Source organism: Alkalicoccobacillus gibsonii, from assembly GCF_016798245.1.
GTDB lineage: Bacteria > Bacillota > Bacilli > Bacillales > Bacillaceae_D > Alkalicoccobacillus > Alkalicoccobacillus gibsonii.
The window spans coordinates 25627-50741 of the sequence record NZ_JAEUZA010000005.1 but is presented as its reverse complement, the minus strand read 5'-3'; the positions used below and the strand labels follow the sequence as shown (position 1 = coordinate 50741).

Annotated in this window: 24 protein-coding genes; 16 read left to right on the top strand and 8 right to left on the bottom strand. The window is 40.6% G+C overall.

Annotated features, from left to right (window positions below; translation table 11 throughout):
- Positions 1-52: 52 nt before the first annotated feature.
- The 10 genes from rnhA to JNO66_RS17095 all read left to right on the top strand — a co-directional run bounded on the left by rnhA (position 53) and on the right by JNO66_RS17095 (position 13344).
- On the top strand, positions 53-694 hold the full coding sequence (gene rnhA, locus JNO66_RS17140) for a ribonuclease H (RefSeq protein ID WP_203090366.1): 642 nt from the start codon (positions 53-55) through the stop codon (positions 692-694).
- Between the two features lie 12 nt (positions 695-706).
- The gene (locus tag JNO66_RS17135) at positions 707-2068 is read left to right on the top strand and encodes an aldehyde dehydrogenase (RefSeq protein WP_210340926.1); all 1362 of its coding nucleotides are present in this window, start codon (positions 707-709) and stop codon (positions 2066-2068) included.
- A 17-nt stretch (positions 2069-2085) separates the two neighbouring features.
- Positions 2086-3375, top strand: coding sequence for a lysine N(6)-hydroxylase/L-ornithine N(5)-oxygenase family protein (locus JNO66_RS17130; protein WP_203090653.1), 1290 nt, complete (start codon positions 2086-2088; stop codon positions 3373-3375).
- 100 nt (positions 3376-3475) lie between these two features.
- Entirely contained in the window at positions 3476-4939 is a 1464-nt protein-coding gene (locus JNO66_RS17125) for a catalase (RefSeq protein ID WP_203090365.1), read from the top strand.
- Positions 4940-5330: 391 nt separating this feature from the next.
- On the top strand, positions 5331-8345 hold the full coding sequence (locus tag JNO66_RS17120) for a GNAT family N-acetyltransferase (RefSeq protein WP_203090364.1): 3015 nt from the start codon (positions 5331-5333) through the stop codon (positions 8343-8345).
- Positions 8342-9196, top strand: coding sequence for an amidohydrolase family protein (locus JNO66_RS17115; RefSeq protein ID WP_203090363.1), 855 nt, complete (start codon positions 8342-8344; stop codon positions 9194-9196). Before JNO66_RS17120 ends, JNO66_RS17115 begins: the two co-directional genes overlap by 4 nt.
- Positions 9197-9314: 118 nt before the next feature.
- A complete protein-coding gene (locus tag JNO66_RS17110; RefSeq protein ID WP_203090362.1) occupies positions 9315-9881 on the top strand; it encodes a chromate transporter in 567 nt (188 codons plus the stop codon).
- 12 nt (positions 9882-9893) lie between these two features.
- Entirely contained in the window at positions 9894-10424 is a 531-nt protein-coding gene (locus JNO66_RS17105) for a chromate transporter (protein WP_203090361.1), read from the top strand.
- Between the two features lie 72 nt (positions 10425-10496).
- Entirely contained in the window at positions 10497-12269 is a 1773-nt protein-coding gene (locus tag JNO66_RS17100) for a M3 family oligoendopeptidase (protein WP_203090360.1), read from the top strand.
- 106 nt (positions 12270-12375) lie between these two features.
- The gene (locus JNO66_RS17095) at positions 12376-13344 is read left to right on the top strand and encodes a bile acid:sodium symporter family protein (protein ID WP_203090359.1); all 969 of its coding nucleotides are present in this window, start codon (positions 12376-12378) and stop codon (positions 13342-13344) included.
- A gap of 272 nt (positions 13345-13616) precedes the next feature.
- Here the strand turns inward: JNO66_RS17095 and JNO66_RS17090 are convergent, their stop codons facing one another.
- The 3 genes from JNO66_RS17090 to JNO66_RS17080 all read right to left on the bottom strand — a co-directional run bounded on the left by JNO66_RS17090 (position 13617) and on the right by JNO66_RS17080 (position 16295).
- Positions 13617-14648 carry a cytochrome d ubiquinol oxidase subunit II gene (locus tag JNO66_RS17090; RefSeq protein ID WP_203090358.1) on the bottom strand — a complete coding sequence of 344 codons (1032 nt, stop codon included), beginning with the start codon at positions 14646-14648 and terminating at the stop codon, positions 13617-13619.
- A 14-nt stretch (positions 14649-14662) separates the two neighbouring features.
- Positions 14663-16015 (bottom strand): cytochrome ubiquinol oxidase subunit I, encoded by a 1353-nt coding sequence (locus JNO66_RS17085; protein ID WP_203090356.1) that lies wholly within the window; start codon positions 16013-16015, stop codon positions 14663-14665.
- Positions 16016-16139: 124 nt separating this feature from the next.
- The gene (locus JNO66_RS17080; RefSeq protein WP_203090355.1) at positions 16140-16295 is read right to left on the bottom strand and encodes an FbpB family small basic protein; all 156 of its coding nucleotides are present in this window, start codon (positions 16293-16295) and stop codon (positions 16140-16142) included.
- Positions 16296-16543: 248 nt separating this feature from the next.
- Here JNO66_RS17080 and JNO66_RS17075 point away from each other — a divergent pair, with 248 nt between their 5' ends.
- Together JNO66_RS17075 and JNO66_RS17070 are read left to right on the top strand one after the other, a co-directional pair.
- Positions 16544-16690 carry a hypothetical protein gene (locus tag JNO66_RS17075; RefSeq protein ID WP_203090354.1) on the top strand — a complete coding sequence of 49 codons (147 nt, stop codon included), beginning with the start codon at positions 16544-16546 and terminating at the stop codon, positions 16688-16690.
- A gap of 356 nt (positions 16691-17046) precedes the next feature.
- Positions 17047-17406 carry a hypothetical protein gene (locus JNO66_RS17070; RefSeq protein ID WP_246483338.1) on the top strand — a complete coding sequence of 120 codons (360 nt, stop codon included), beginning with the start codon at positions 17047-17049 and terminating at the stop codon, positions 17404-17406.
- 302 nt (positions 17407-17708) lie between these two features.
- On the opposite strand, the gene JNO66_RS17065 is transcribed toward JNO66_RS17070, so the two are convergent.
- Positions 17709-18890, bottom strand: coding sequence for an MFS transporter (locus JNO66_RS17065; RefSeq protein ID WP_203090352.1), 1182 nt, complete (start codon positions 18888-18890; stop codon positions 17709-17711).
- 93 nt (positions 18891-18983) lie between these two features.
- On the opposite strand from JNO66_RS17065, the gene JNO66_RS17060 reads away from it, so the two are divergent.
- The gene (locus tag JNO66_RS17060; RefSeq protein ID WP_203090351.1) at positions 18984-19784 is read left to right on the top strand and encodes a YfkD famly protein; all 801 of its coding nucleotides are present in this window, start codon (positions 18984-18986) and stop codon (positions 19782-19784) included.
- Here JNO66_RS17060 and yfkAB read toward each other — a convergent pair whose 3' ends face one another.
- Positions 19785-20906: a radical SAM/CxCxxxxC motif protein YfkAB gene (gene yfkAB / locus JNO66_RS17055; protein ID WP_203090350.1), complete on the bottom strand. Its 1122-nt coding sequence runs from the start codon at positions 20904-20906 to the stop codon at positions 19785-19787.
- Between the two features lie 169 nt (positions 20907-21075).
- On the opposite strand from yfkAB, the gene JNO66_RS17050 reads away from it, so the two are divergent.
- Together JNO66_RS17050 and JNO66_RS17045 are read left to right on the top strand one after the other, a co-directional pair.
- Complete coding sequence (locus tag JNO66_RS17050; RefSeq protein ID WP_203090349.1) at positions 21076-21267, top strand: SE1561 family protein; 192 nt, start codon at positions 21076-21078, stop codon at positions 21265-21267.
- Between the two features lie 7 nt (positions 21268-21274).
- Positions 21275-21919, top strand: a complete 645-nt coding sequence (locus JNO66_RS17045) for a histidine phosphatase family protein (RefSeq protein WP_203090347.1) — start codon at positions 21275-21277, stop codon at positions 21917-21919.
- Positions 21920-21966: 47 nt separating this feature from the next.
- Here the strand turns inward: JNO66_RS17045 and JNO66_RS17040 are convergent, their stop codons facing one another.
- The 3 genes from JNO66_RS17040 to JNO66_RS17030 all read right to left on the bottom strand — a co-directional run bounded on the left by JNO66_RS17040 (position 21967) and on the right by JNO66_RS17030 (position 24467).
- Positions 21967-23289: a hemolysin family protein gene (locus JNO66_RS17040; RefSeq protein WP_203090652.1), complete on the bottom strand. Its 1323-nt coding sequence runs from the start codon at positions 23287-23289 to the stop codon at positions 21967-21969.
- Between the two features lie 77 nt (positions 23290-23366).
- A complete protein-coding gene (locus JNO66_RS17035; RefSeq protein WP_203090346.1) occupies positions 23367-23510 on the bottom strand; it encodes a hypothetical protein in 144 nt (47 codons plus the stop codon).
- Between the two features lie 150 nt (positions 23511-23660).
- A complete protein-coding gene (locus JNO66_RS17030; RefSeq protein ID WP_246483337.1) occupies positions 23661-24467 on the bottom strand; it encodes a DUF368 domain-containing protein in 807 nt (268 codons plus the stop codon).
- Between the two features lie 191 nt (positions 24468-24658).
- On the opposite strand from JNO66_RS17030, the gene JNO66_RS17025 reads away from it, so the two are divergent.
- Positions 24659-25030 (top strand): cupredoxin domain-containing protein, encoded by a 372-nt coding sequence (locus JNO66_RS17025; RefSeq protein ID WP_203090343.1) that lies wholly within the window; start codon positions 24659-24661, stop codon positions 25028-25030.
- The last annotated feature ends 85 nt before the right edge of the window (positions 25031-25115 follow it).

Genomic DNA, 25115 nt, shown 5'->3' with positions numbered 1-25115 from the left:
TAATATTAGTATTGGATTTAATGATTGATTTCATACAAAGAAGGTGGATATTTTGGCAAAAGGCAAGTTTTATGTAGTTTGGAAGGGAATTCAACCTGGAATTTATACAAGCTGGGCAGAATGTGAGGCTCAAGTAAAAGGGTTCCCAGGGGCAAGGTTTAAATCCTTCCCATCAAAAGCGGAAGCTGAAGTGGCGTTTGGCTCTAAGCCTGGTAGTACAACAGCCAAGTCAACAAAATCAACTGGTTATAAGAAAAAAACAGAAGCTCCAGTGAGTAAAGATAAAATAATTTGGGAAAGTATCTCGGTGGATGTTGGATCAAGGGGAAATCCGGGTATAGTTGAGTATAAAGGTGTCGACACCAAGACAGGTGAAATTCTTTTCTCACATGGAGAAATACATATCGGTACAAATAATATGGGGGAATTTCTAGCAATCGTCCACGGACTCGCCTATTTAAAGGAACGAAATGATTCAACAACACCCGTCTATTCTGATTCAAGAACAGCAATAAAATGGGTGAAGGATCGTAAGGCTAATTCAAGTCTAGAGCGATCAATAAAGACGGAGGAAATGTGGATGTTAATCGATCGAGCCGAAAAGTGGCTTGCAACAAACCAATACAAGAACCCTATTCTTAAATGGGAAACAAAGCATTGGGGAGAAATAAAAGCAGACTACGGCCGAAAATAAGGAGGAATTCGCTTGTATCACGTTTTACGCACAAAACAAAAGCAGTACTTCTATAGTGGCACAACACGTTCCGAGGAATTCAGACTTCATCAGCTTGATAAGCTGAGAAACGTGATTAAACAAAAAGAAAACCGAATCTTACATGCCTTAAAACTAGATTTGAATAAATCTAAGGAAGAGGCTTTTACAACTGAGATTGGGTTTGTGTATGCAGAGATTACGCTCGTAGAGAACGCTTTGAAAGAATGGATGTCTCCCCAAAAAGTAAAAACCCCCGCCTCGCATACTGGTTCTAAAAGCTATGTGATTCATGAGCCTAGAGGGTCAGTTTTAATTATTGCGCCATGGAACTATCCGTTTCAATTGGCGATGGCTCCTTTAATTGGTGCGATGGCTGCTGGGAATTGTGCAGTTGTAAAGCCTTCAGAGCTTACCCCACATACCTCTGCGGTTATTGCTGAGATTATTGGAGAAACATTTAATGAAGATTATATTGCTGTTGTAGAAGGTGCAGTAGAGACAAGTACAGAGCTGTTAAGAGAGCCATTCGATTACATTTTCTTTACAGGAAGTGTAGCTGTAGGAAAAGTTGTGATGGAGGCAGCTGCCAAACATCTTACCCCTCATACGCTCGAACTTGGAGGAAAGAGTCCAGCCATCGTGCACCGTGATGCAAAGCTAGACCTTGCTGCAAAACGAATTGCCTGGGGGAAATTTCTGAATGCCGGTCAAACCTGTATCGCTCCAGACTATGTGTTAGTTGACGAAACGGTGAAGGATGACTTCCTTGAAAAGCTTGAGAAGCATATTAATTCTTTATATAAAAAACCATGGAAAAAAGGACAGTATCCACGCATAGTCAGTGAGAAGCACTTTGACCGACTCGTTGAGTTTCTTGATGACGGGGAGGTTCTTATCGGTGGTCAATATAAGCGGGACGAGCTTGCCTTATCACCAACCGTTTTATCTGGAGTAACCTGGAATTCAAATGTCATGCAGGATGAGATTTTTGGACCTGTCCTGCCGGTTCTTACGTATTCCTCAACTGCAGAAGCACAAACCAGAATCCGGGAGCTACCTAATCCGTTAGCACTTTATGTGTTTACGGAAGACTCGGAAGTGGAGTCTCAATTTGTAGAGGAGCTTTCTTTTGGTGGTGGTTGTGTAAATGACACGATCATGCATGTAGCCAATCCCTATCTTCCATTTGGGGGAGCAGGACCAAGTGGAATCGGAGCCTACCATGGATACGATAGCTTTCTGACGTTTTCACACCGTAAAGGCATGGTGAAGCAGACGACTTCATTTGATTTACCTATTCGCTACAAACAAGGACCTGTTACACACAAACTGATTCGGAACTTAATGAAGTAGGAGGAATCACCTTGCAGATAAAGGAACATGTTGATGTTCTTGGAGTAGGCATCGGCCCTTTTAACTTAGGGCTGGCTGCGCTACTTGAAGAAGGAACTGAGTTAAACTGTTTATTTCTCGAAAAACATACAAGTATGCAATGGCATCCTGGAATGCTGTTAGATATGACAGACTTACAGGTGCCTTTTTTAGCGGATTTAGTTACATTTGCTAATCCAAAGAGTGAGTATACGTTTCTAAATTATCTACATGAGCAAGAAAGACTGTATGCTTTTTACTTTTTTAATCGCTTTGATATTCCAAGAAAAGAATATAACGCTTACCTACAATGGGTTGCATCTAAGCTTACTAATTGCCAGTTTGCTACAAATGTTACAGACGTTACGTACGATTTAAAAAATGAATACTATCTTGTATCCTGTGAAAACTTGCAGACAAACGAGACCTACATGCTTTCAGCAGGTCACGTGGTTATGGGAACAGGTAGTAAACCGCTTGTACCAGCTTCAATTAAAGAGTCGTTAACTGAAGATTTTGTGCATTCAAGTCAGTACATACAAAACAGTGAAGATCTAAAGGCAGCAGGTTCAATTACAATTGTTGGATCGGGGCAAAGTGCAGCAGAGATTTTTTATGACCTGCTTCATGATCAAGAGCGGTTTGGCTATTCATTGAGTTGGTTTACACGTTCAGCTGGTTTCTTTCAGATGGAAGAAGGGAAACTAGGAATAGAGATGTTTTCTCCTGAATATGTTGAATATTTTCATGAACTTCCTTTTTCACAAAGAAAAGAAGCATTGCCGCTACTGGGGAGCATTCGTAATGGTATTCAAGTAAAAACACTTAAGAATATCTATGACCTGCTTTACCATCGTTCAATCGAAAGTCCACATCGTCCAGCTCATATTCAAGCGATGTGTGAGTTAAACGAGATCAAAAGGTTGGATTCTAAATCGTACGACCTTACATTTCATCAATGGCAAAAGGACTCAAACGTATCTCATCATTCCGAAAAAATCATTCTAGCCACAGGCTACAAGCCTGCTATTCCAGAGTGGATTGAACAAATGAGGAATGAGTTTGAGTGGGAAAGTGAGAAGGAATTTAAAGTAGAGCTTGATGGTCGTCTTGTATTTAAGGAACCAAGAAAGGCGCAAATCTTTGCTTTATCAAATGTTGTACACGCTCATGGAACAGGAGCTACGAATTTACAATTAGCTGTACAGCGTAATCAGCGAATTGTAAATTATGTAACAGGAGAAGAAACGTACCCTATCAGTAGAGGAAACACTTTTCAACAGTTTTAAGTAGAGTCTAGCTTTTCATTTGACTGTTATACTAGAATTCTATATTATAATGATTATAATATAATAATCGTTATTAAAATAAGATGAAAAGAGGGTTACCGTGAAAAAACTTACAACCAATCAAGGACAACCGATTTATGACAATCAAAATTCACGCACAGCTGGCAGAAGGGGCCCTACATTACTTGAAGACTATCAATTAATTGAAAAGCTAGCCCACTTTGATAGAGAACGAGTACCAGAACGTGTTGTACATGCTCGTGGTGCAGGAGCTCATGGTGTTTTTAAAGTAGCAAACAGTATGAGACGTTATACAAAAGCTGCCTTCTTAAGAGATGAAGGTACAGAAACACCTGTATTTGTTCGGTTTTCAACAGTTATTCATGGTCAGCACTCGCCTGAAACGCTCCGAGATCCACGTGGATTCTCAGTGAAGTTTTATACAGAGGAAGGAAACTGGGACTTTGTCGGAAATAATCTACCCGTCTTCTTTATCCGCGATGCCATTAAGTTTCCAGACATGGTTCACTCACTTAAACCAGATCCGCGCACCAATGTTCAAGATCCAAATCGTTATTGGGATTTCATGTCGCTTTCTCCTGAGTCAACGAATATGATGATGCATTTATTCACAGACGAAGGCATTCCAGCGAGTTATAGAGAAATGCGTGGTTCGAGTGTTCATGCATTTAAGTGGATTAACGCATACGGGAATACAGTGTATGTAAAGTTCCGCTGGGTTCCTAAAGCAGGACAGCGTAACCTATCAGCAGAAGAAGCAACTGAGGTGCAGGGTAAAGACTTTAACCATGCTTCTGTAGACTTGTACAATGCGATTGAGAATGGTGAGTATCCTGAGTGGGACTTCTATGTACAAATTCTAGATCCTGCTGACATGGACAACTATGACTTTGATCCGCTTGATGCGACAAAGGACTGGTTTGAAGAGGATTTTCCTTATCACCATGTTGGAACCATGACGTTAAACCGTAACCCTGAGGATGTTTTCTCAGAGACGGAGTCTGTCGGATTTAATCCTGGTGTGGTTGTTCCTGGAATTGAGCCATCAGAAGATAAATTACTTCAAGGTCGCCTGTTCTCTTATTCTGATACACAACGTTACCGAATTGGAGCGAACTACTTACAGCTGCCGATTAACTGTCCGTTCGCAAGTGTTCATAACTACCAACGAGATGGCGCAATGCCGTTTAAGCAGCAGAAGAGTCCAGTAAACTATGAACCAAACCGCTACGAGACGGAGCCTAAGGAAGATGAGCTTCATATGGACTACAAGGCGCCGAACGAAGGAGAGACGCGAGGCAGACAGCCGATTGAAAAGACAAACCATTTTGGTCAGGCAGGTCAGGTGTATCGTCGTCACAGCAAGGAAGTTCAAGATCAGTTAGTGAAGAATCTCGTTGCTGACTGGCAGACAGTTGAACAGCGAACGGTTCTATTGCTTCTTTGTAACTTCTACCGTGCAGATGCAGATTTAGGAAAACGATTAGCAGATGAAATGGACGTTGATCTAACTCCTTACCTTGAGAAGCTAGAACAGATGTAAATGTGGCGGGAACAAACGAGGCTGGGTTAAAACACAAGTTAAATGAGGAAATGGCGAATGATTCAATTAGCGAATCATTCGCCATTCGTGTTTTTGCAAAAATGAGCGGGTGTGAACCCGACACTCCTACGGAAAAGTACGTTGTGAAGACACTGTAGCGACTTTTTTCGCGAAAGGGGCTGAGGCCGTACCCGTGGAAAAGGTGGGATTCTCCTGTAGCGGGTTTGTTGCTATGTTCGTGTTTTCTTGAGTGATTTGCTGTTATTTCCCAGCCGCCTTTCTTTTTTATCCTCGATACAGACATGTCTATCGTCCATCCCTTTTACTTACTGATTTACAAATCGAGGAAATATTCATACAATGACAAGAGATGTAAAAAGGGGTGTGACACATGTTAACGTATGACATTATTGAGTATGATGAAAGCTTTGCAGCAGCTGTTGCAAAGATGTGGAATGAAAGTAGAGAAGGCTGGGGCGGCGATCAGGAAGTTGAAACGGAAGAAGATCGCAAAAAGGCTGAACAAACAAACGGAAACATTCTTACCTTACTAGCGTTTGATGGTGAATCTGTTATCGGATACTGCGGTTTTTCGGAGTATAAGGGAGACGAGGGCGCTCTTTATATCCCTTTATTAAATGTTCATCCGGAGCATCATGGAAAAGGTGTGGGCAAACGACTGGTCCTTGAAGCGGTAAAGCGTACAACGGAACAAGGCTGGCCGAGATTGGACTTGTATACATGGCCAGGAAACACAAAAGCAGTTCCTCTTTATAAGCGGTGTGGATTCTTTTGGGAAGAGCGGGACGACCGTGTACACTTGTTAAATTTTATTCCGAAAATCCTGACACATTATGTGCTGGGACAATATGTTCAATCTTCTACATGGTATGCAGATCTTAAGCGAGAGATTGAGATTAAGCCAGATGGAGAAAAAGAAAATGGATTTGTGTATTATACATATCAATTTGAAACAGAGAATGGACCTGTTTCGGCTAAGATTGAGCAGAGTGGGAGAGGGATTTCTAGCTTTTCAACTCCAGACTATGAAGTTGAATTTACATTACCTACTCATCTATTGCTTCTTTCAGGTGAATACGAGGGCACGTTACGTCTTCATGCGAAACATGATTCCATTCAGCTTAAAGCGACAGTAGAGGATCATCCATACATTTCGGCTAAGAACCATATTGATGAAAGAGTTTCTGGAACCAAATCATTTTCGATTCCTTTTCGTGTTGAGCAAGCTCCAGAGCTCCAACAGTCTAAATGGAAAACGCATCCTAAGCTCAGCTTGACTGTCTCAATAAATGGGGAAGAATTCCAGCTTGAGATAGGTACGAGCATTCAAAAGCCTGTTACCATTGAGCCGTATCTACTAAAAGAACAGGGACTTTATTGCTTACAAGTGAAAAATCAATTAGAAGAAGTGCAGGATCTAACGCTGAATGTAACGGGTTCTCAGGAACCTGTTACGCTAAGCCTTAACCCGTTAGAAAAACAAGTGATTACTGCTCCTCTTTCTCAAAAAGAAGCAGGGGAAATGAAGATTGGTGTACAGGTTCAATCGACTCTTAGTTGGCTCGTCTCAAGCTATGAGGAGACCGTACATTTGGCGATTCCATCTAGGGATGAAGCGTTTGTCATGGAGACACCTACATTTCTCTATTTATACAATGGAGCCTATGTTATGAAGTGGAGTAAAGAGGATCACGTAGCTACGTTAGAAGATGCATTTACCTCTGAGAAGATTCCACTGGTCTTTCTTCATCCGACCATTGGTATGCCTGCCAAGCACGCGTTAGCTAAACAAACGTGGACTCGTTATAGCTGGGAAAAACAAGCTGGAGGAATTGAACTAAGGCTTGAATATGATATGAAGGAGCCTGAGTGCACAATCACACGTATCATTCATTGGTCAATTGCAGGAGAGTTAACGATGGCACTTGAGCTTTCTAACCTTAAAGAGGGCATAGAGGATGTATACGTCGGTCAACTCTTCTATGCAGAAGAGGAGCAAGTTGTCTTTCCAATGGGACAATCATTACTTGCTGCAGATGATGCTGCGCTTGACTTATTACCTTTAGAGCAAATTAGTGAGCCTTGGATGTTTATCGATGGTGGCTTTCATACCTTTGCATTTGAATGGTCGAACGATGCAAAAGTATACTCACCAAGCTGGCAAACCGTATTTGAGCAGCATACACACGCGATCTCTGCTAATGAAACTCATCAGTTTGCACCATTAAAGATTGGAATTAATGTCTTTAAAGATTGGCAAACGTTTCAACCGAATGCGACAAGCTTACCTATCAAACCATTGACGAATCTGACGTTTGCTCAAGGTCATGGTTTTTATAAGCCTGGTACAGAACAAGAGCTTATTCTAGAGCAGTTTTCTCAGGAGATAACAAGTGGGGGGCTGCGCTTAAATCACGGGAAGGATGAAGAAGTTCATCTTGAAGGTCTTGATCGTCACCTTTTGAAGGAGACACTTCACTCAAAGTCTGTCACTAATCTGAAGGTCGAGTTTGAAACAGGTTCGGCTAAAACCAGCTATTCGTTAAAAGGTGTACCATTCGCGGAAGGTAAGGTTACGGAAAGCATTAATCATGAGCATGGAATGGACATATGGACCATTACGAATGGCGAGCTAACCTTTAAAGCGGCACCTGATTATTTTCCAGCGATGTACTCGCTTCAGTCTAAGACTAAAGAGTGGTTGGATCATAGCTTTCCAAAACCCGGACCGAAGTCCTGGTGGAACCCGTGGGGTGGTGGCATCCATTCGTTACCAAACGATGTGAATCTCTATACATTACTAAAGCAGCAAACAACTGCCTCCTTTATTAAGAGAAAGGATCAGTGGGGCCATCAGTGGCAAGGTATCCAATTAACTATAGAGTTCACTAACCATGATCGATGGAATGGGTTAAAGCTAAAGCAGTATTATCTAACACTGCCTGAGTGTCCAATGGTGGCAACGTACTATGAAATTGATTACCCAAATCAACTCCTTCGGTCAGATGCCTTTAGGTCTGTATGCTTCATTGATAAAGGTGAGTCTTCATTGAGCATTTATCCGTTTGATTCAAATGAAACGTATAACAAGTCTGGGACAGAAGAGCTTGAAGTTTCTCTTTCCTCCATGAGTGAAACGACTAGAATATGGGATGAGAAGAATCATGAAGGGTTGGCTATGATCTCAACGGACGCAGAAAACCAACTAGCTGTATACTCAAATGCAGAGGCACTTGTATATGAGACGAAAAAACAATATACAGCCTACTTGTCAGATTCTAGTATTCATTCGAAGCCGATCTTTTATTGTTTGACAGATAAGCATCAATCCGCGTTAGGATGGGAATGGCTAAAACAACTTAGATTTACGGAGGGTAATGTATGAAAGTAATTGATGCACACCTGCACTTCTCAAACATTCAATCATTTAAAGAGACGGCAACAGACTTATCTGAGATTTCCTATAATGCAGCAGGGTTAATGAAAGAGTATAAAGAAGCGAATGTTGTACTTGGAATCGGTATGGGTGTGACTGAACGTGTACCAGGTGAGTTTCCAGATCGAACAACCTCGAGCTTGATGGGATTGGATCTTGAACATCGTCCGAAAGAAATTATGTGTTGCGTTGGCATCAATCCATTTCTCTTTACGGAGGCTTCTTTAGTTGAGTTAGAAGAAGAATTACAAAAGGATTGGGTTGTTGGGATTAAGATCTATTTAGGGTATTATCCTTACTATGCATATGATGCTGTCTATCAGCCGATCTACCGGTTAGCTAAGCACTATGATGTGCCCATTGTGTATCATACTGGTGATACATATGCAGAAAAAGGATTATTAAAATACTCTCATCCATTAACAATTGATGAGGTTGCGGTTGAACATCGTGAGGTACGATTTATGATGGCGCACTTTGGTGATCCGTGGTGCTTAACAGCAGCAGAAGTGATTTACAAGAATCGCAATGTGTATGCTGACTTGTCGGGTTTGATTGTTGGTACAGATGAAAGAGTGGGGCGCCACTTTGACCGGGATAATCGATATTTTGATCATTTGCGTCAGGCACTTGTATATTGTGATAGCTACGACCGTCTCCTATTCGGAACAGATTGGCCACTTGTTCAAGTTAAGCCATACATGGAGTGGTTAGCAGATATGATCCCCGAAGCCTTTCATGAGGATTTCTTTTATCATACGGCAACAAGAGTGTTCCCAAAGATCAATAAGTTTCTATAAGTAATAAAGAGAAAGACGCTTCTTACCTTTTGATAGGGAAGAGGCGTTTTTTGATTGTCAGATGGTCATAATTCGATTAGTATTAAGGAGATTATGCTTGAGGGGTAGGAGGAGTAGAATGAATTTGTCATTACAGAAAGATTTATTTATCGCGTTTTTCAGGTCAACCATGCTTGGCTATGGTGGGGGACCGTCTGCAATCCCACTTGTTCACGATGAAGTGGTGAAGCGTTACAAATGGATGGATGATGAAGAATTTGCAGATGTACTTGCGATCGGGAATACGCTTCCTGGACCGATCGCAACAAAAATGGCTGGGTACATTGGATATCGTTTAGGTGGCTGGGCCGGTATGCTGAATGCTTTATTTGCTACCGTGATTCCAACCGTTGTGATTCTAATAGTATTGCTTAGTATCCTTGCATCGTTTAGTGAATCATCGATTGTTGAAGGGATGACTCAAGCTGTTACACCTGTTGTAGGAGTTATGCTACTCGTGATGACATACAACTTCACAAAACAATCTGGTAAAGGACTAGGTTGGGTTTGGACGAGTATTTTAGCTGTTGTTAGTTTAATTGGCATGCAATTTCTAGGGATTCACCCTGCAATTATTATTGTTATTTTAATTTGTTATGCCTTATTTAAACCGACACAAAAACAAAAAGAAAATCAAACAAGCTAAAAGGAGAATTGGATGGTTTATATACATTTATTTATCGCATTTTTTATTCCCGGCATTGTTGGATATGGTGGGGGACCTCCTTCCATTCCTCTTGTTCAAAATGAAGTAGTCAATCGGTATGGCTGGATGACCAACCAGGATTTTGGGGAATTAGTCGCTCTAGCTAATGCCTTACCAGGGCCGATTGCAACAAAGCTTGCTGGTCAAATAGGATATGAGGTTGCAGGGATTCCAGGAGCATTAGTAGCCTTATTCGCAACAGTCGCCCCAACGGTCTTTTTAATGATTATTCTATTAAACATCTTATTGAAATTTAAAGATTCACCAAAGATCAAGCTGTTAACCAAATTAATTAAACCAACGATTGCGATTTTACTTGGAATTTTAGCATTCGAATTTTTTGTCACATCGTGGGATGGGGCAGGATCTGTTCAAACAGTTATTTTAATTGTTGCAAGTCTTCTATTACTAGAAAAGTTTAAAGTCCATCCAGCTTTTGTTATTTTAGGATCTCTTATTTATGGAGCTATTTTTCTATCATAAAAATGATGCTATCTTCTGAAAAATTTGATAAACTAAGTATTACGTAATCCGAAATACTTAGGAGGAGATTGTATGCACTATCCAGAGAATTGGGATCTAGAAACATTTTTTAAAGGTGGAAGTGAATCTACGGAGTTTCAGACCTTTTTAAATGAGACAGGTAAAGAGCAGGATCAGCTTGAAGCTGATTTAAAGGGAACGTTAACAGAAGATGAGCTTGTAAATGGTCTTGTGCGCGTCCAGGAAATTGCAGTGAGAGCACAGCATGCTGGTGGCTTTGTTAGCTGTCTAACGGCACAAAATGTAAAGGACAAGCAAGCCCTTTTGCTACAGGGACAGCTCCTTGAATTAAGTGCAAAACAACAAAATCTTGTGGCGTCACTTGACCAAATGTTAGCTGAATTAGATGAGAACGCGTTCGCGCAATTAATTGCTCGTCCAGAGTTAGAGGACGTTACATTTAACTTAAATGAAAAGCGTCAAAAAGCAAAAGACAAGCTTTCTCCTGAGGAAGAAAAGCTGGCTTCAGGTCTGGCAATTGACGGATATCATGCATGGGGGAACTTCTACAATCAAGCCGTTGGTCGAATGGAAATTCCGTTTGAAGAAGATGGTGAAACGAAGCTTTTATCTGCAGGTCAGCTTCAGAATCGTATGAATAGCAGCGATCGCTCTGTCCGTGAGAAAGCATTTAAGGTAAACGAAGAAGCTTGGCAGAAGGAAGCAGATGTGTTCTCACAAACACTTAATCATCTTGCTGGATTCCGTTTAAAGCTTTATGAAGCGCGCGGGTGGACAAATGTATTAAAAGAACCACTTTCCTACAACCGTATGCAAGAACAAACGCTTAACGCGATGTGGGATACGATTACAGCAAATAAACCAGCCCTTTATAAATTCATGGAGAAAAAAGCAGAGCTCATTGGAGTAGACAAGCTTTCCTTCCACGATGTAACGGCACCACTTCCGGTTGAAAACGATCAAAAGATCAGTTATCAAGAGGCGTGTGAGTTAATCATTAAGCACTTCCGTACGTTCAGTCCTGAGCTTGCTGACTTTACAGAAGGTGCCCTTCGTGATGGTTGGATCGAAGCAGAGGATCGTCCTGGAAAAAGACCTGGTGGATTCTGTACAGGTTTCCCATTAAAGAAACAGTCACGTATCTTCATGACGTATGATGGATCGATGGCAAATGTAGCGACACTTGCACATGAATTAGGACATGCCTATCATACATATTGTTTAAAAGAAAAGCAGCCATTTGCTCGTCAGTATGCGATGAACGTAGCTGAAACAGCTTCTACTTTTGCGGAAACGATTGTAGCAGATGCTCTTGTTGAAGAAGCAACTGACAAAGAGTTAAAGCTTTCTTTACTTGAGAACAAGATTTCTCGTGCCCTTGCTTTCTTTATGAATATCCATGCACGTTTCTTATTTGAAACAAGGTTCTATGAAGCGCGTAAGACTAAAAGCTTATCTGTAAATGAGTTGAATGCGTTAATGGAAGAAGCACAGCGTGAAGCATATGGCGAACAGCTTTCTGCTTATTCGCCAACCTTCTGGGCTTCTAAGCTTCACTTCCATATTACAGGCGTTCCGTTCTATAATTTCCCTTACACATTTGGATACTTGTTTAGCCTGGGGATCTACAAGCAAGCTGCTGAGTCAGAAGGTTCGTTTGAGCAAGCGTATATCTCATTGCTTGAAGACACAGCTAGCATGACCGTAGAAGAGCTGGCACAGAAGCATTTGCAGGCTGATCTAACCGATTCATCATTCTGGCAGCAAGCGATTGATGTTGTGCTTAAAGATGTAGAAGAATTTGTTCGCTTATCTGAGCAATAAAAAAAGAGAAGCGTAGCGCAGTGCTACGTTTCTTTTCTTTACAAAAAAATAAAGCATTAACTGTGATACACTAATGATAAAAAGAGAAGGTTGTAGGAGAGGTTCTATGCTAGAAATGACAAATCGAGTGCTTGAACGGGCTCTGCCTTTTTTAACACCAGTGGCGGTTGTACTTGGTGTGTTACTCAGTTCATTTGCACAAACAATCGTTTTTATGGTTCCGTTTCTTTTTTCATACATTACGTTTGCGAGCAGTGTTGCTATAAGTCCAAAGGACGTACGGAATGTGATTCGGTATCCCGTTCCTATATTAGTCAGCATGCTTATTTTACAAATTATTATGCCGCTTATTGCCTTTGGTGTGGGGCATTTATTTTTCCCAGGTAACATTGAAACAACTACGGGACTACTTTTGGCATTTGCCATTCCAACGGGAGTGGTCACACTAATGTGGGTCTCCATTTATGAGGGCAGTCGATCTCTAACTCTTGCTATTATCTTAATCAATACAATTCTCTCCCCATTTGTCGTTCCGCTAACGTTAACTGTTTTTATAGGGAACCAAATTACGCTGGATACATGGGGTGTGATGAGTGGCTTAATAATGATGGTTATCTTGCCTTCAGCATTAGGAATTTTCGTTAACTATCTACGAAAAGGAAAGGTCATAACGCTGAGTAAATCGATGGCTCCGTTTGCTAAACTATGTCTGTTAACGGTTATTGCACTAAATGCATCTGTTGCAGCTCCTTATTTGTCACGGGTTGATGGATTTGTCATAAGTGTCTTTCTTGTTGTGCTTAGATTAGCGACAGCAGGGTATGTACTTGGTCTTGTTTTCTCAAAGTGGCTCGGATTCTCCAATGCAACGATGATTAGTATGATGTATAACTGTGGGATGCGAAACATTGGTGTAGGCGCTGCAATTGCCGTTGTGTATTTCCCTCCGGCTGTCACGCTTCCTGTTATTATGGGCACACTATTCCAGCAAATCCTCGCAGCCTTATTCGGAAAAATTGTCTCAAACCGGATGAAACGAGACATTGTCGAGCTTAAAACATCTGTGATGAGGTAGGAAAAAAAGAGACCGAGACATAACATTAATACAAATAGTAAAACACGAACATAGCAAGGTACCCGCTACAGGAGAATCCCTCCCTTTCCACGGGTACGGCCTCAGCCCCTTTCGCGAAAAAGCGCCGCTACAGTGTCTTCACCACGTACTATTCCGTAGGAGTGTCGGGTTCACACCCGCTCGTTATACAAAAACACGAATGGCGAACGATTCGATCGTAGAATCATTCGCCATTGTTTGTTCATTTTGAATTATGTCCCACGCTCTTTCTTTTATTTCAACAGATACCTCTTATCCTTCATAAACAGTCGCCAGAACCAGATAAATACTGGAATTAGTACGGCCATTCCACCCGCATATCCAAAGAGAAGTAATCTGAACATCGTCTCATTTGTAAATGCATCCTGGACCGTGATGTCAGGATAAAGCAAGTAAGGTAGCTGAGCGGAGCTATAAGCAAAGCTTGCTAACCCAAATTGAATAATGATAAAGATCACAGCATACCTGGGCTGTCCAATTTTACGTCTTGTTTTGGCAGGCCACCAAAGGGCGCTATATCCAATAACAAAAGCAAGAAATGATAAGCCAAGCAAAATGAGCCTGAAACTATCAGTAATGTTGTCAAACATCCATGGCGCATGAGGGATCAAGGTATAAATGGCCGCTACCGCAAAAGCGAGCGTAATCGGACCAAGTGTCATCGCATTGCGTCGATATGTGTGGTACGTTTCCATTGAATTTGCTTCTCTGGCATAGTCGCTCAACAGCAATGAGGACAGAAATAGCTCAGTCGCTAATCCGAAGCCTATATGCGTATAGAAAGTAGAACTCGAAAAAAGCTTATCTACGAGAATGTATTGATTCACTCCATCATTCATGACATACCCGCCAATGGCTGCGGGCAAAATGGTGATGAGAAGGGCAGGGATTAACAACCCTGTTAAACCTGAGAAGATGGTGAACAGCCTTGTATAGCGTTTCACACTGTGAGAATAGACCATAAAGGCACTGCGAATCGTTAACAGAATTAGAACTAGACAAAACGGCACGATCATCAACGTTCCAAGGTTTGCTGCTCCTCCAGGGAAAAATCCAACAAATGCTACAACAAGTAGCACAAGGAACACATTCGTTACTTCCCATGATGGAGATAAATATCGATTGGCAATGCTTGCTGACTCAGTGTCCGTTTGATTTTGGTAATACATCGCCCAAAACCCAGCACCAAAGTCAATTGAACCAGCAATTGCGTAAATAAATAAGAACGCCCAAATAATGAGTAAGGCAATATTTATGGACTCCACAGACTCACTCCTTTCTACACATTGAGTTGATCATTTGTCGATTGAAATTCATCTGTTACTGGATTTCGTTTAAAGTAGTAATACATGACAAGCCCGGTAATAACGAGCAAAACTATATAAAGAACGGAGAACAAGAAGAACAGAATACCGAGGTTACCGGAGTTTGTGGCTGCATCTACAGTCCGCTGTATTCCGTAAATGGTCCAGGGCTGTCTTCCGGTACAACTATAAATCCAGCCCGTTTCAATGCCAATAATCGCAAGAGGTCCACAAGCGACATATGCTGCTAGAAGCCATTTAGGGTAAATGACTCCTTCTTGTTTACGTCGAAGGAACCAGAATAATAAACCAAGAGCAGCAAGCCCTAATAAGGTAAACCCTATGGCAACCATGACATTAAACAAAGTATGGATAAACAAAGGCGGCCACTCGTCTTGAGGAAATTCATTTAATCCTTGAATAACCCCGTCCGTTGATCCAGTTGCAATCCAACTCAGCAGGCCAGGTATTTCAATTCCACCAATCACACTTTCTGTTTCAACACTAGGTGTTCCAAAAATGGTAAGAGCGGCATTATCCGTTGTATTAAACAACCCTTCAGAGGCAGCAAGCTTTATCGGAAGCTCTTCATACAACATCACAGCCGTTTCGTGACCCGACAGAGCGGTGTATGACGACATAATAAATGCAACCACCAAAGAGAGAAATAATCCCTTACGATGATAAGCAATTTCCCTTTTAGACAAATGGTTATGTAATAACTTATAGGCAGCAACGGCAACTAATACAAAAGCACCTGTCATAAAAGCCGTTCCGACAACGTGGTTTGCTGTAACAAAGAAGCTTGGCGCTTTAATCGCAGCAAGAGGATCAACATTGACCACTTGTCCATCAACCAAATCAAATCCACGCGGCGTATTCATCCATGCATGTGCATTTGTAATCAGAATAGCAGAGGCTGAGGCTCCAAAGGCAACAAAAAAGACGGCAATCAACCTAGTCACAGGTCCTAAGCGATCTGCTGCATACACATAAATGGAGAGAAACAAAGCCTCTAAGAAAAAAGCAAAGATTTCAATTTGAAAGGGAAGGGCAATCACTTCTCCTACGATCTCCATAAACTTTGGCCATAAGAGAGAGAGCATAACGGCGACAATGGTACCAGAAGGAATCGCAACACCAAGTAAAACAGCCGCTCCTTTCGTCCATCGTTTGGCAAGTAACGCATAATCGTCATCCTTCTTAACTAAACGCATAATTTCTGCAAGAAGAATCATCAGAGTGATTCCAACTGTTAACGTTGCAAAAATAATATGAAAGGCCATAGATGACCCGAACAGCATTCTCGACAATAAGACACTATCCAATGTTTTCAATCCTCTCCAGTGATGTTACATCTACCTTGTGTAAAAGAAGAGGAAATATGCACATGCAAAGGAAGTTTTTGATGCACAAAAGAAAAACACGCCTAGCGTCAGAGGCGTGTTCGAGTTACTTTTGTTCTACTTTTTTTAAATACTTTAATTCTTTTTCAGCCGTGCGGGCATCTATGCGATCGTCCAGACGATCCAACGCATCTTCATCGTTAAGCAATTCCGAACGATTTTGGTCCATTAAATCTTCAAAACGAATAAATTGTTTTCTCACATAATCACCTAACCATTTATAGTATTATAACCAGTATAGCACGTTAGATTATCTTTCAAACCTAAAATTATGACAATTTTTAAAATTAACACACAAAGTCGAAAAAAGACGAATGAAAAAGATCTTTGATGCTTTACAAATTAATTGAATATTGGTACTATAACAATACAATCATACAGAGAAAGACCTTTTTTTATATCTAAATTCTGAGCGAGTGTTCAGTCAGACATGATGTGGAGGAGATCTTAATGACAATATCAGAGAAAAAGCGAATTGAAGTCATCGAACGTCAAATTGAACAAATGAAATCAGAGCTAACAGAGCTAAAGAAAAAATCTAACAACGAATTTGAAGCGTTAGAAACCGACGAACTTTTAGTTGAAGCCTATAATTGAAAAATACAGCAGCTACTTGATGTGAAGTAGCTGTTTTTTTGTGCAAGGCTCTGGAAAAGACACATTAAAGAGTTACCAAGAAGAAACTCTAATTTATCTAGCTCTTTGACTTATTAACAAGAGAAATCAAATAAGAAGTAAGCCCAGAGCATATTTAACTAAGAAGATAACCCTAATATCAAGAACCAATCCAACATCTGCAAGAAAGAAGCTTCTTATACTAAGAAGAGCAAAAGCTCAAAGAAAAGCCAACCTATAAATCCAAACTTCCCCCCCCATTCATGTGTTTCGCTTTTATTTTGCTTGAACTTATTGATATGATAAGGACAATCACTTGTCTAAGGGAGGAATTGTTGTTGAAGAAGAAGTCTGGACTTTGTAAATCACTAATTATTGGTGGGGTAGCTGTGATTGGAGTGGCTGCGGTCTTATCGAAGAAAGAATGGCGTGATCAGCTTTGTCGCGAGGCAAGAAATATCAAAGATGCGTCAACAGAGACATTTGTTTTCATTCGGGAAAATCGTGAGGAGATTATTGATCAAGTAAGAGTAACAGCGAATGAGGTGTCGACCATCATTTCTGATCTTTCAGCTGATTTCAGAAAGCTTTCCGAGACGGCAAATCATATTAAGTTAACATCTAAAGAAGCGATTGAATCAGCGAAAGATGCGGCTTCTGAGGTGAAATATTTAAAAATTCATCAAGACGAGGAATAAGATTTTAAGATCTGCCCATACTAGGTTTACGGAAGGCAGTTCGCTGCTTTTCCTTTCCTAATACAATGTAAGTTGATGTTCAACAAGCAATAGGCTAGAAACGCTTTGTTTTTTGTATACTTCTGATGAGGTGATACGCATGCACAGAGATCGTACGTTTCGAGATTGTTTTTAACAAGCAATTTAGAAGTGAGGTGTCAGTGTGAAGGAAAATAATCGATTCGACCCCAGATTGTTATTTGAATAAATCTTCTTATGTTTTTATTAGGAATAAAAACGGCAGCATTCCGCTGCCGTTTTTTTTATGATGGATGAGGTTCTACCTCAGTGTGTTGTTGCTTAAATAGTAAACCAGCGACAACCACTAAAACCAGCATACCTCCAATAGAATAATACACACTTCCTTGCTCCACCATTTCTATAAGCCATCCTCCAATGAGTGGTCCACTAATACTGCCCAACCCAAAACTTACAGCCATCATGACATTTGCAGTGGGAAGAAGGTAAGTCGGTACTAAATCAGCCATAAACGCTACCCCCAATGAATAGAGAGACCCGACACATCCACCACCTGCTAGGAACAGTAAGAATAACACTGTGGGTGAATGCTCAACAGCAATCATTAAAAAGAAGCAGGCGCTCCCAAGCGTAGCAATGGTCAGCAGGATGATTTTGCGTCCGAACTTATCACTAGCCAGTCCTAATGGAAGCTGAGTTAAAAGTCCACCTACTACAAAGGCAGGCAATAAAAGTGAAACTTGATCAATGCTTAAACCGGACCTTAAGGCATACACAGGATAGTTACCATGAAGAGACGCTTCAAGGTAGCCATAAGCAAAACCAGGAAGTAATGAGAACCAAGCCATTTTTACAACAGAACGATATCTTGCCCAGGTGGTTTGAGGGGCACGAGTATCAATGTCTTGTGAAGGAAATTCATTTGCGAGCCTGGATACAAATAACCAGGTAATAAAGGTGAGAACGGCGGCAATGACAAATGGCAACCATTCAGCTACTTTTAATAAATGAATCATTAAAGGACCGGCACCAAATCCAAGTCCAAAGGCTAAGCCATAAATGGAAATATTCCGACCACGGTTTTTAGCAGTACTTGTGGAGGTAATCCACACTTGTGTTGCATAGTGAACCATATTGTCTGCAATCCCGATCACCATTCGTAATACAAACCAGAACCAAAAGAAAGCCCAGATCGGAAGCAGAATTAAGCTAATTGTCATAACGAGTAAGCCAACTGTAATGACTGGTTTATAACCAAATGTTCGCACAGGTTTTTCAATAAAAGGTGAGGCTAGCAGAACACCTATGTATAAAGCTGTTGCATTTAATCCATTTAAAGAGGATGATACGCCGGCTTCTTCAAGTAGGATGGACAGTAATGGTAGTAGCATTCCTTGTGCAAAGCCTGCGATCGCTACCATCACAATAAGCATGCTAAAACGATATCCCGGATGATTCACTTTCATTATATAACCCTCCACTAATGTAAAAGAAGTCACCTACATAATTCAGGACAACTTCGTATAAACTACCTCCATAAAAACTAGGAGGTAGACTAAATGAAACGAAAACTGTGTATTGCATTGCTAATTAGTGCATTTTTGCTCACGCCATATTCACATACTCATGCTAAGGATAAAACCGAAAACCCATATAAAATTCCAGACTCTGCGTTGTCTATTTCAAAAGAGAACACCTACAAAAATGGAACTCAGGATCTTCCATACCTTCATCCAAGTGATCTTGCGCAAGAATTTCTAGAATCAACGGATGAGGAAATTACCAATCCGGATCTAATCCGATTGCTTAATGAATCTCATGTGGGTAATCCATTACTGGGACTCGGGTTACGTGTTTCTGTATATCTTGGTGAATGGCCACTTGCTTATGAATCTGCAGGGACAGAAGTGAACTGGCAATATCAAAAGGTGAATACGAATTACTTGGATAACCGAGGCGGGAGTGCCCCTGCACAATTAACCTTTGCTCAAGATCAACAAAAAAAAGTGACAGGTGGATTGACCGCTGCTATTCCCAACTCAGAAGCGGTTCGCAAAATGATGATGATCCACGCTGGTGAAAAAACAGGACTGCCTCTGTCATTTGAAACCATTATCGGTCAAGGCACACGCAAAAACCAGACCTACAATGTGTCTACACAGCAGGTCGGGTACTTGCATAGCTACGCTCCGGCCATTCTCGAAAAGGGCAATGTCACTTATGGCGAGGTGTACGTTGTAGTAAAAGGAGGAAAAAAGCGTCTTGAAGTGAAAAATATCACACAACAAGGCATCGGTGCTTGGATTCCAGTCCAGGATTACTTATCTTTTACGTATATGGCTAAAAATCAACCAGGTTGATTAAAGCTTCAGATTCGAGCTTCGTTCTAAGAAGTTAACATCTGAGTAATAAGCATCTTTTACTAAGATATTTGGACCAAGACATTTAACAGCGGGACAGTGACATTGTACAGAACGACCGATGTCGGAGTTCATCCAGGTGTCATAGGCCTGCTGTAATGGTGTATCTTGAACGTTTCCAAGCTCTGGTGTATCTCCGAAGTCAGTGACAATAATCGAGCCATCAAAGATATTAATATTGAGCCTTGAACGACCGTCCGGATCATTACGAACTGTGACGTTTTTGGCTTGATATAATCGTTCTTGAAGCTCTAAATCTTCTTTAAGGTCACTACATGGATAAAAAGGTAGCGTGCCAAATAACATCCATACATTCGGGTCGCGATGATCAAGTAAAGTATGGATGCCCTTTCGTATATCCTTTAGAGAAGCAGCTTCAAGCGCACTAGCAAAGTCAGCTGGGTACATAGGGTGAACCTCGTGACGCTGACATCCCATTTCAACAATTTGTTCATGAATCTCTTTTAGATGTGGAATCGTCCGCTTGTTAATCATCGTTTCAGCGGAAACAAGAATGCCACGCTTAGTTAGTTCGCGTGCATTCTCGACCATTCGATAAAAATAAGCCTCTCGTTGCTTAAGGCTAGGTTTCTTATCCATCATGGCAAAACCGATTTCTGTAAAATCTTCTACACTACCGTAATTATGTGAGATATGAAGAACATCAAGGTAAGGCAGGATCGCTTCATAGCGCTCAAGTGGTAACGTGAGATTTGAATTGATCTGTGTACGAATGCCTCGGTCATGCGCGTATTTCAGTAAAGGCACAACATATTCTTTTACAGATTTCATAGAAAGCATTGGCTCTCCACCTGTGATACTTAGCGCTCGCAGGTGAGGCAGCTCCTCAAGGCGACGAATAAATAGATCAAGTGGTAATGGGTCAGCATCTTTATGGCTTAATGTATAGCCAACAGCACAATGCTCACACCTCATATTACATAGTGTGGTCGTTGTAAACTCTATATTTGTTAATGCCAGGCGTCCATGTTCTTTAATATCTAAATAGGCTTCCCATGGATCATACTCTGGGGTAATGAGTGGTCTTGAAGTCTTTAACACTTGTAGGTCTCCTTTGGTTGCCTTCTTCAAAAAGGCATATCACAAGATTTCATAGTCTATCATATCGCAATTAATAGGAAGTTAAAAGTTCCTTGATGATTTGAGCTATATGTATGATTCTGTTAAGCTTTTTAGAAGTACCGAGAGATTGGCAGAAGGAGAGAAGATAATGGGTGGATCAATCCATGATAAAAAGCAACAGATTGATTATTTAAGAAACAGATTAAGTCTATTAATAACATCACTTGAATCAATGGATCCTGAAGACGTTGAAGCAGCTGAGATGCAACGCTTTATTGATATGCTTGAGCAAGTCGAGATGAAGGCGACAACGTTTAAAAAGGAATGGGAACGGGGATGACTTTCAAATGAAATTATACTTAATACGACATGGCGAATCATTAGGGAATTTGCAGGGTAAAATTCAAGGAACAATGGATTTCCCGTTATCAGATTTAGGAAAACAACAGGTTGATTTAATTAGCTCTTACTGTGAAAACATTAATCTCGATTCCCTGTATAGTAGTGATTTAGAGAGAGCACATGCGACTGCTACTGCAATTGGCGAGTCTACGGGACTTCCTGTTCAAGCGTGGGACCAGATTCGGGAAGTGCATTTAGGTCCGCTTCAAGGACTATCAAGAGCCGAGATTAGAGAACAATACCCTGAAACAGTGAAAAATTCTATTATAACATCTGGTATTGAAGGAACAGAAACAATTGATGAACTTACTTTAAGATGTAAAACAGTTCTTTGGCAACTTCAAAAGCAGCATTCCTCAGATTCTGTTGCTCTCGTTTCACATGGAGGCTTTATTAGTATTTTTCTTATGTATGTATTAGTTGGGGAGAGATGGCCAGATTTCCATCGGCCATTTGTAATCGGCAATACAAGTGTCACGCTTCTTGAATGGATGGATGAAAAGGAACAGCCTTATCTACATTACACTAACCGCACCGCTCACTTAGATACATTGGAAGCCGAGCAGCATGCAAAAAAAGGTGTTTTATAAACGGATGAAAGTACAAAAGCCTCAGAGAGTTTCTCTGAGGCTTTTGTTTATGAAGAGGCAAGCTGTTGTTCAGCTACCTGATGATCTTCTTGTATTCGCATAATTTCTACTTGTTTCACTTGATGGTTATCAAATTCCTTCACAGTGAATGTGAAGTTCTCATGCTCAATCGCTTCATTCACAGCAATATCATATTTTTCAGTGAGCAACCAGCCACCGATGGTATCCACATCAGTCTCATCAAGTTCAATGTTCAGCAGTTTATTTACGTCACTAATTAAAGTCTTACCATCGATAATATAATGATCATCATTAATCTTACGGATTAAAGGATCTTCTTCGACGTCAAACTCATCGTTAATTTCGCCGACAATTTCTTCAATAATATCTTCAGCCGTTATAAGACCTGCTGTACCACCATATTCATCAAAAAGAATGGCCATATGAATTTGTTGCTTTTGCATTTCAACTAGTAGATCGTTAACTGGTATGGATTCAATAACCGAAATAACAGGACGAATATAGTCATTTAGGAAAATTTCTCTTGTTACATCGGGTGAAACGATATCCGTTAACACTTCTCTGACGTTAATCACACCAAGAATATGGTCTTTGTCACCATCCACTACTGGGAAACGTGTAAAGCGCTCTTTTCGCATAAATTCTAAGTTTTTACTGATTGGATCAGCAATGGAGACTGCTGAAATTTCAGTTCGGGGAACCATAATTTCCTTGGCTACTCGATTATCAAAATCAAAGATTTTACTTACATATTTGAATTCAGACTGATTAATCTCTCCACCTTTGTAGCTGTCAGAAAGAATTAAACGTAACTCTTCTTCAGAGTGAGTTACGTCATGCTCTGACATAGGTTTCAAACCTACTGAACGAGTTAATAAACGAGCTGCTCCATTTAAGAACCAAATAAGTGGGTACATAATTAGATAAAAAGCACGTAATGGTCTAGAAACAAGCAGGGTAATTCGTTCTGCTTTTTGGATCGCCAATGTTTTTGGAGCAAGCTCACCAACGACAACGTGTAAAAACGTCATGATTGCAAATGAAACAACAAAGCTCACAGTTGTAATAACGGCACTACTACTAATTGGTAACAACTCGACCACCGGGTGAAGCATTTTTTCAAACGTTGGTTCACCCAAACGTCCAATACCTAGTGCAGTAATGGTAATCCCTAATTGGCAAGCAGATAAGTACTCGTCTAGGTTTGAAGTAACTTTTTTTGCTAGAACAGCACTCTTATGACCCTCCTGTACAAGCTGGTCAATCTTTGTACTTCTGATTTTGACGATTGCAAACTCAGAGGCTACAAAAAAAGCTGTGAGAGCAATTAATAAAGCCACGAAAAACAAATTTAAGTATAAATTGTCCAAAAAGATCCCTCTAAGATAGAGGGGTCACCTCCTATTTTGTAAAAAAAATAAATGTGTTAAAAATACGAATAGATCGCTCCGTCAAGGTTACATGTGACTCGGTTGCGCTGTGTTTGAAACAAAAACTGTGTGGCAAAAGCTAACTGATCAAATTGCACTGATACTGTATGTGATGCCGCAAGTTTGTCTTTTCTATTCACTGCCCCATCGAATCACCCCTTTAGCTAGTTAATGTATATATATTTTATTTTAACAGATTCATGTCGTCAACGTTTACGTATCTTTAATCTATGCTTTAAGAACCAAAAAAAACAGCAAACATAAAAAATGTTCTGCTGTTTTTTTGAAGTTTACTTTTTAGTGGAACCGAGTAGATAAGCAATAACTAGGCCGGCGATAAACGTGATCGCGCATCCCAGCACCGATCCGCCTGGTTCAATATGTGAGTAAATGACAACAATAGAGCCTGTTACTAGTCCAATCATTACAGCATATGTATGGGACGTATATTCTTTAAATAAGTAACGAACAAGTTTGCTTGTTAACAAAAGACCAACAACGATGCCAAGACCAACAGCGATAATGACTGGCAGCTGTAAAGTAGATATGGCATTTATCACCGTCGCATAGACACCCAATAAAAGAAAAATGAGAGAGCCGCTTATCCCTGGAAGAATGAGTGCTGCACTTGCAAGCCAACCAGAAAGAAATAAGAAAAGATAGTTAACAAAAGTAAGGTCTGTCATCAACCCTGTTTCTTGAGGGATCAATGAGGTTAAAGCGATTAAAATAAATGAAACAAATAACAATCCATAATGCACCGGATTAAATGTTCGCTTTATTTCAACCTCTTTTACTAAGATAGGGACTATTCCGATAACCAAACCCAAGAACATAAATAAAGTAACTGGCTGATAATGCTCTAGAAGCCAGTCAATGACTCGGCTAAAAATCAATAACGCACTTCCAACACCAATTCCAAGTGGGATTAAAAATCGTAAGCTTTCTTTCCACTCCTTAGTTGTTAATCCATTTAAGGAAGCAATAAAGCGCTCGTACACGCCTAATACCATCAACACTGTACTCCCACTTACGCCAGGAACGAGGTCAGTAATACCCATGGCTAGACCTCTGAATATATTTTTAAATTCAAACAATTCCAAAAACCTCCATCTTTGCATTCATACCTTTTCTAATCAAACCATACAAGCTATCAAAGGGCAAGCGATCAATTTTAAAGAAACGGTAACAAAACGCTCAAAAAAAGTCGTGAAAACAGATATACGAATAGACCTTTTGGGCGTATACTGTTAAGGGGAAAAGGACAAGGTTGGAGGTAGTTAGTCAGATGAAGTTAAAGCAGATGTTATTTATATTAGTTGCGCTGTTTCTTCTCATTGCGATTACAGCATGCGGAGCAGCTGGCAATGACCAAGCAGAAGAGAACGAACCAGAAGAGGTAATTGGTGAACAAGTCGTGTTGAAAGCAACAAATTGGGCGTTTGATCAGGAAAGCTATACGGTGCCTGCTGGAGATATTAACATTGCCCTTGAAAATGTTGAAGGCCACCATGGTATTGAAGTAGACGGTACTGATGTTTCAATCTCAGGAGAGGGTTCAGTTAATACAACGCTTGAACCAGGTGAGTACACAATTCGTTGTACGATTCCTTGTGGCGCAGGTCATGCAGAAATGCTCGCCACTTTAATTGTTGAATAATGCAAAAGCCAATTCATGTAAAGTGAATTGGCTTTTTTTGTCCCAAAAAATGGAGCAAGTAAAAATAATCACTTGATGCATGCTA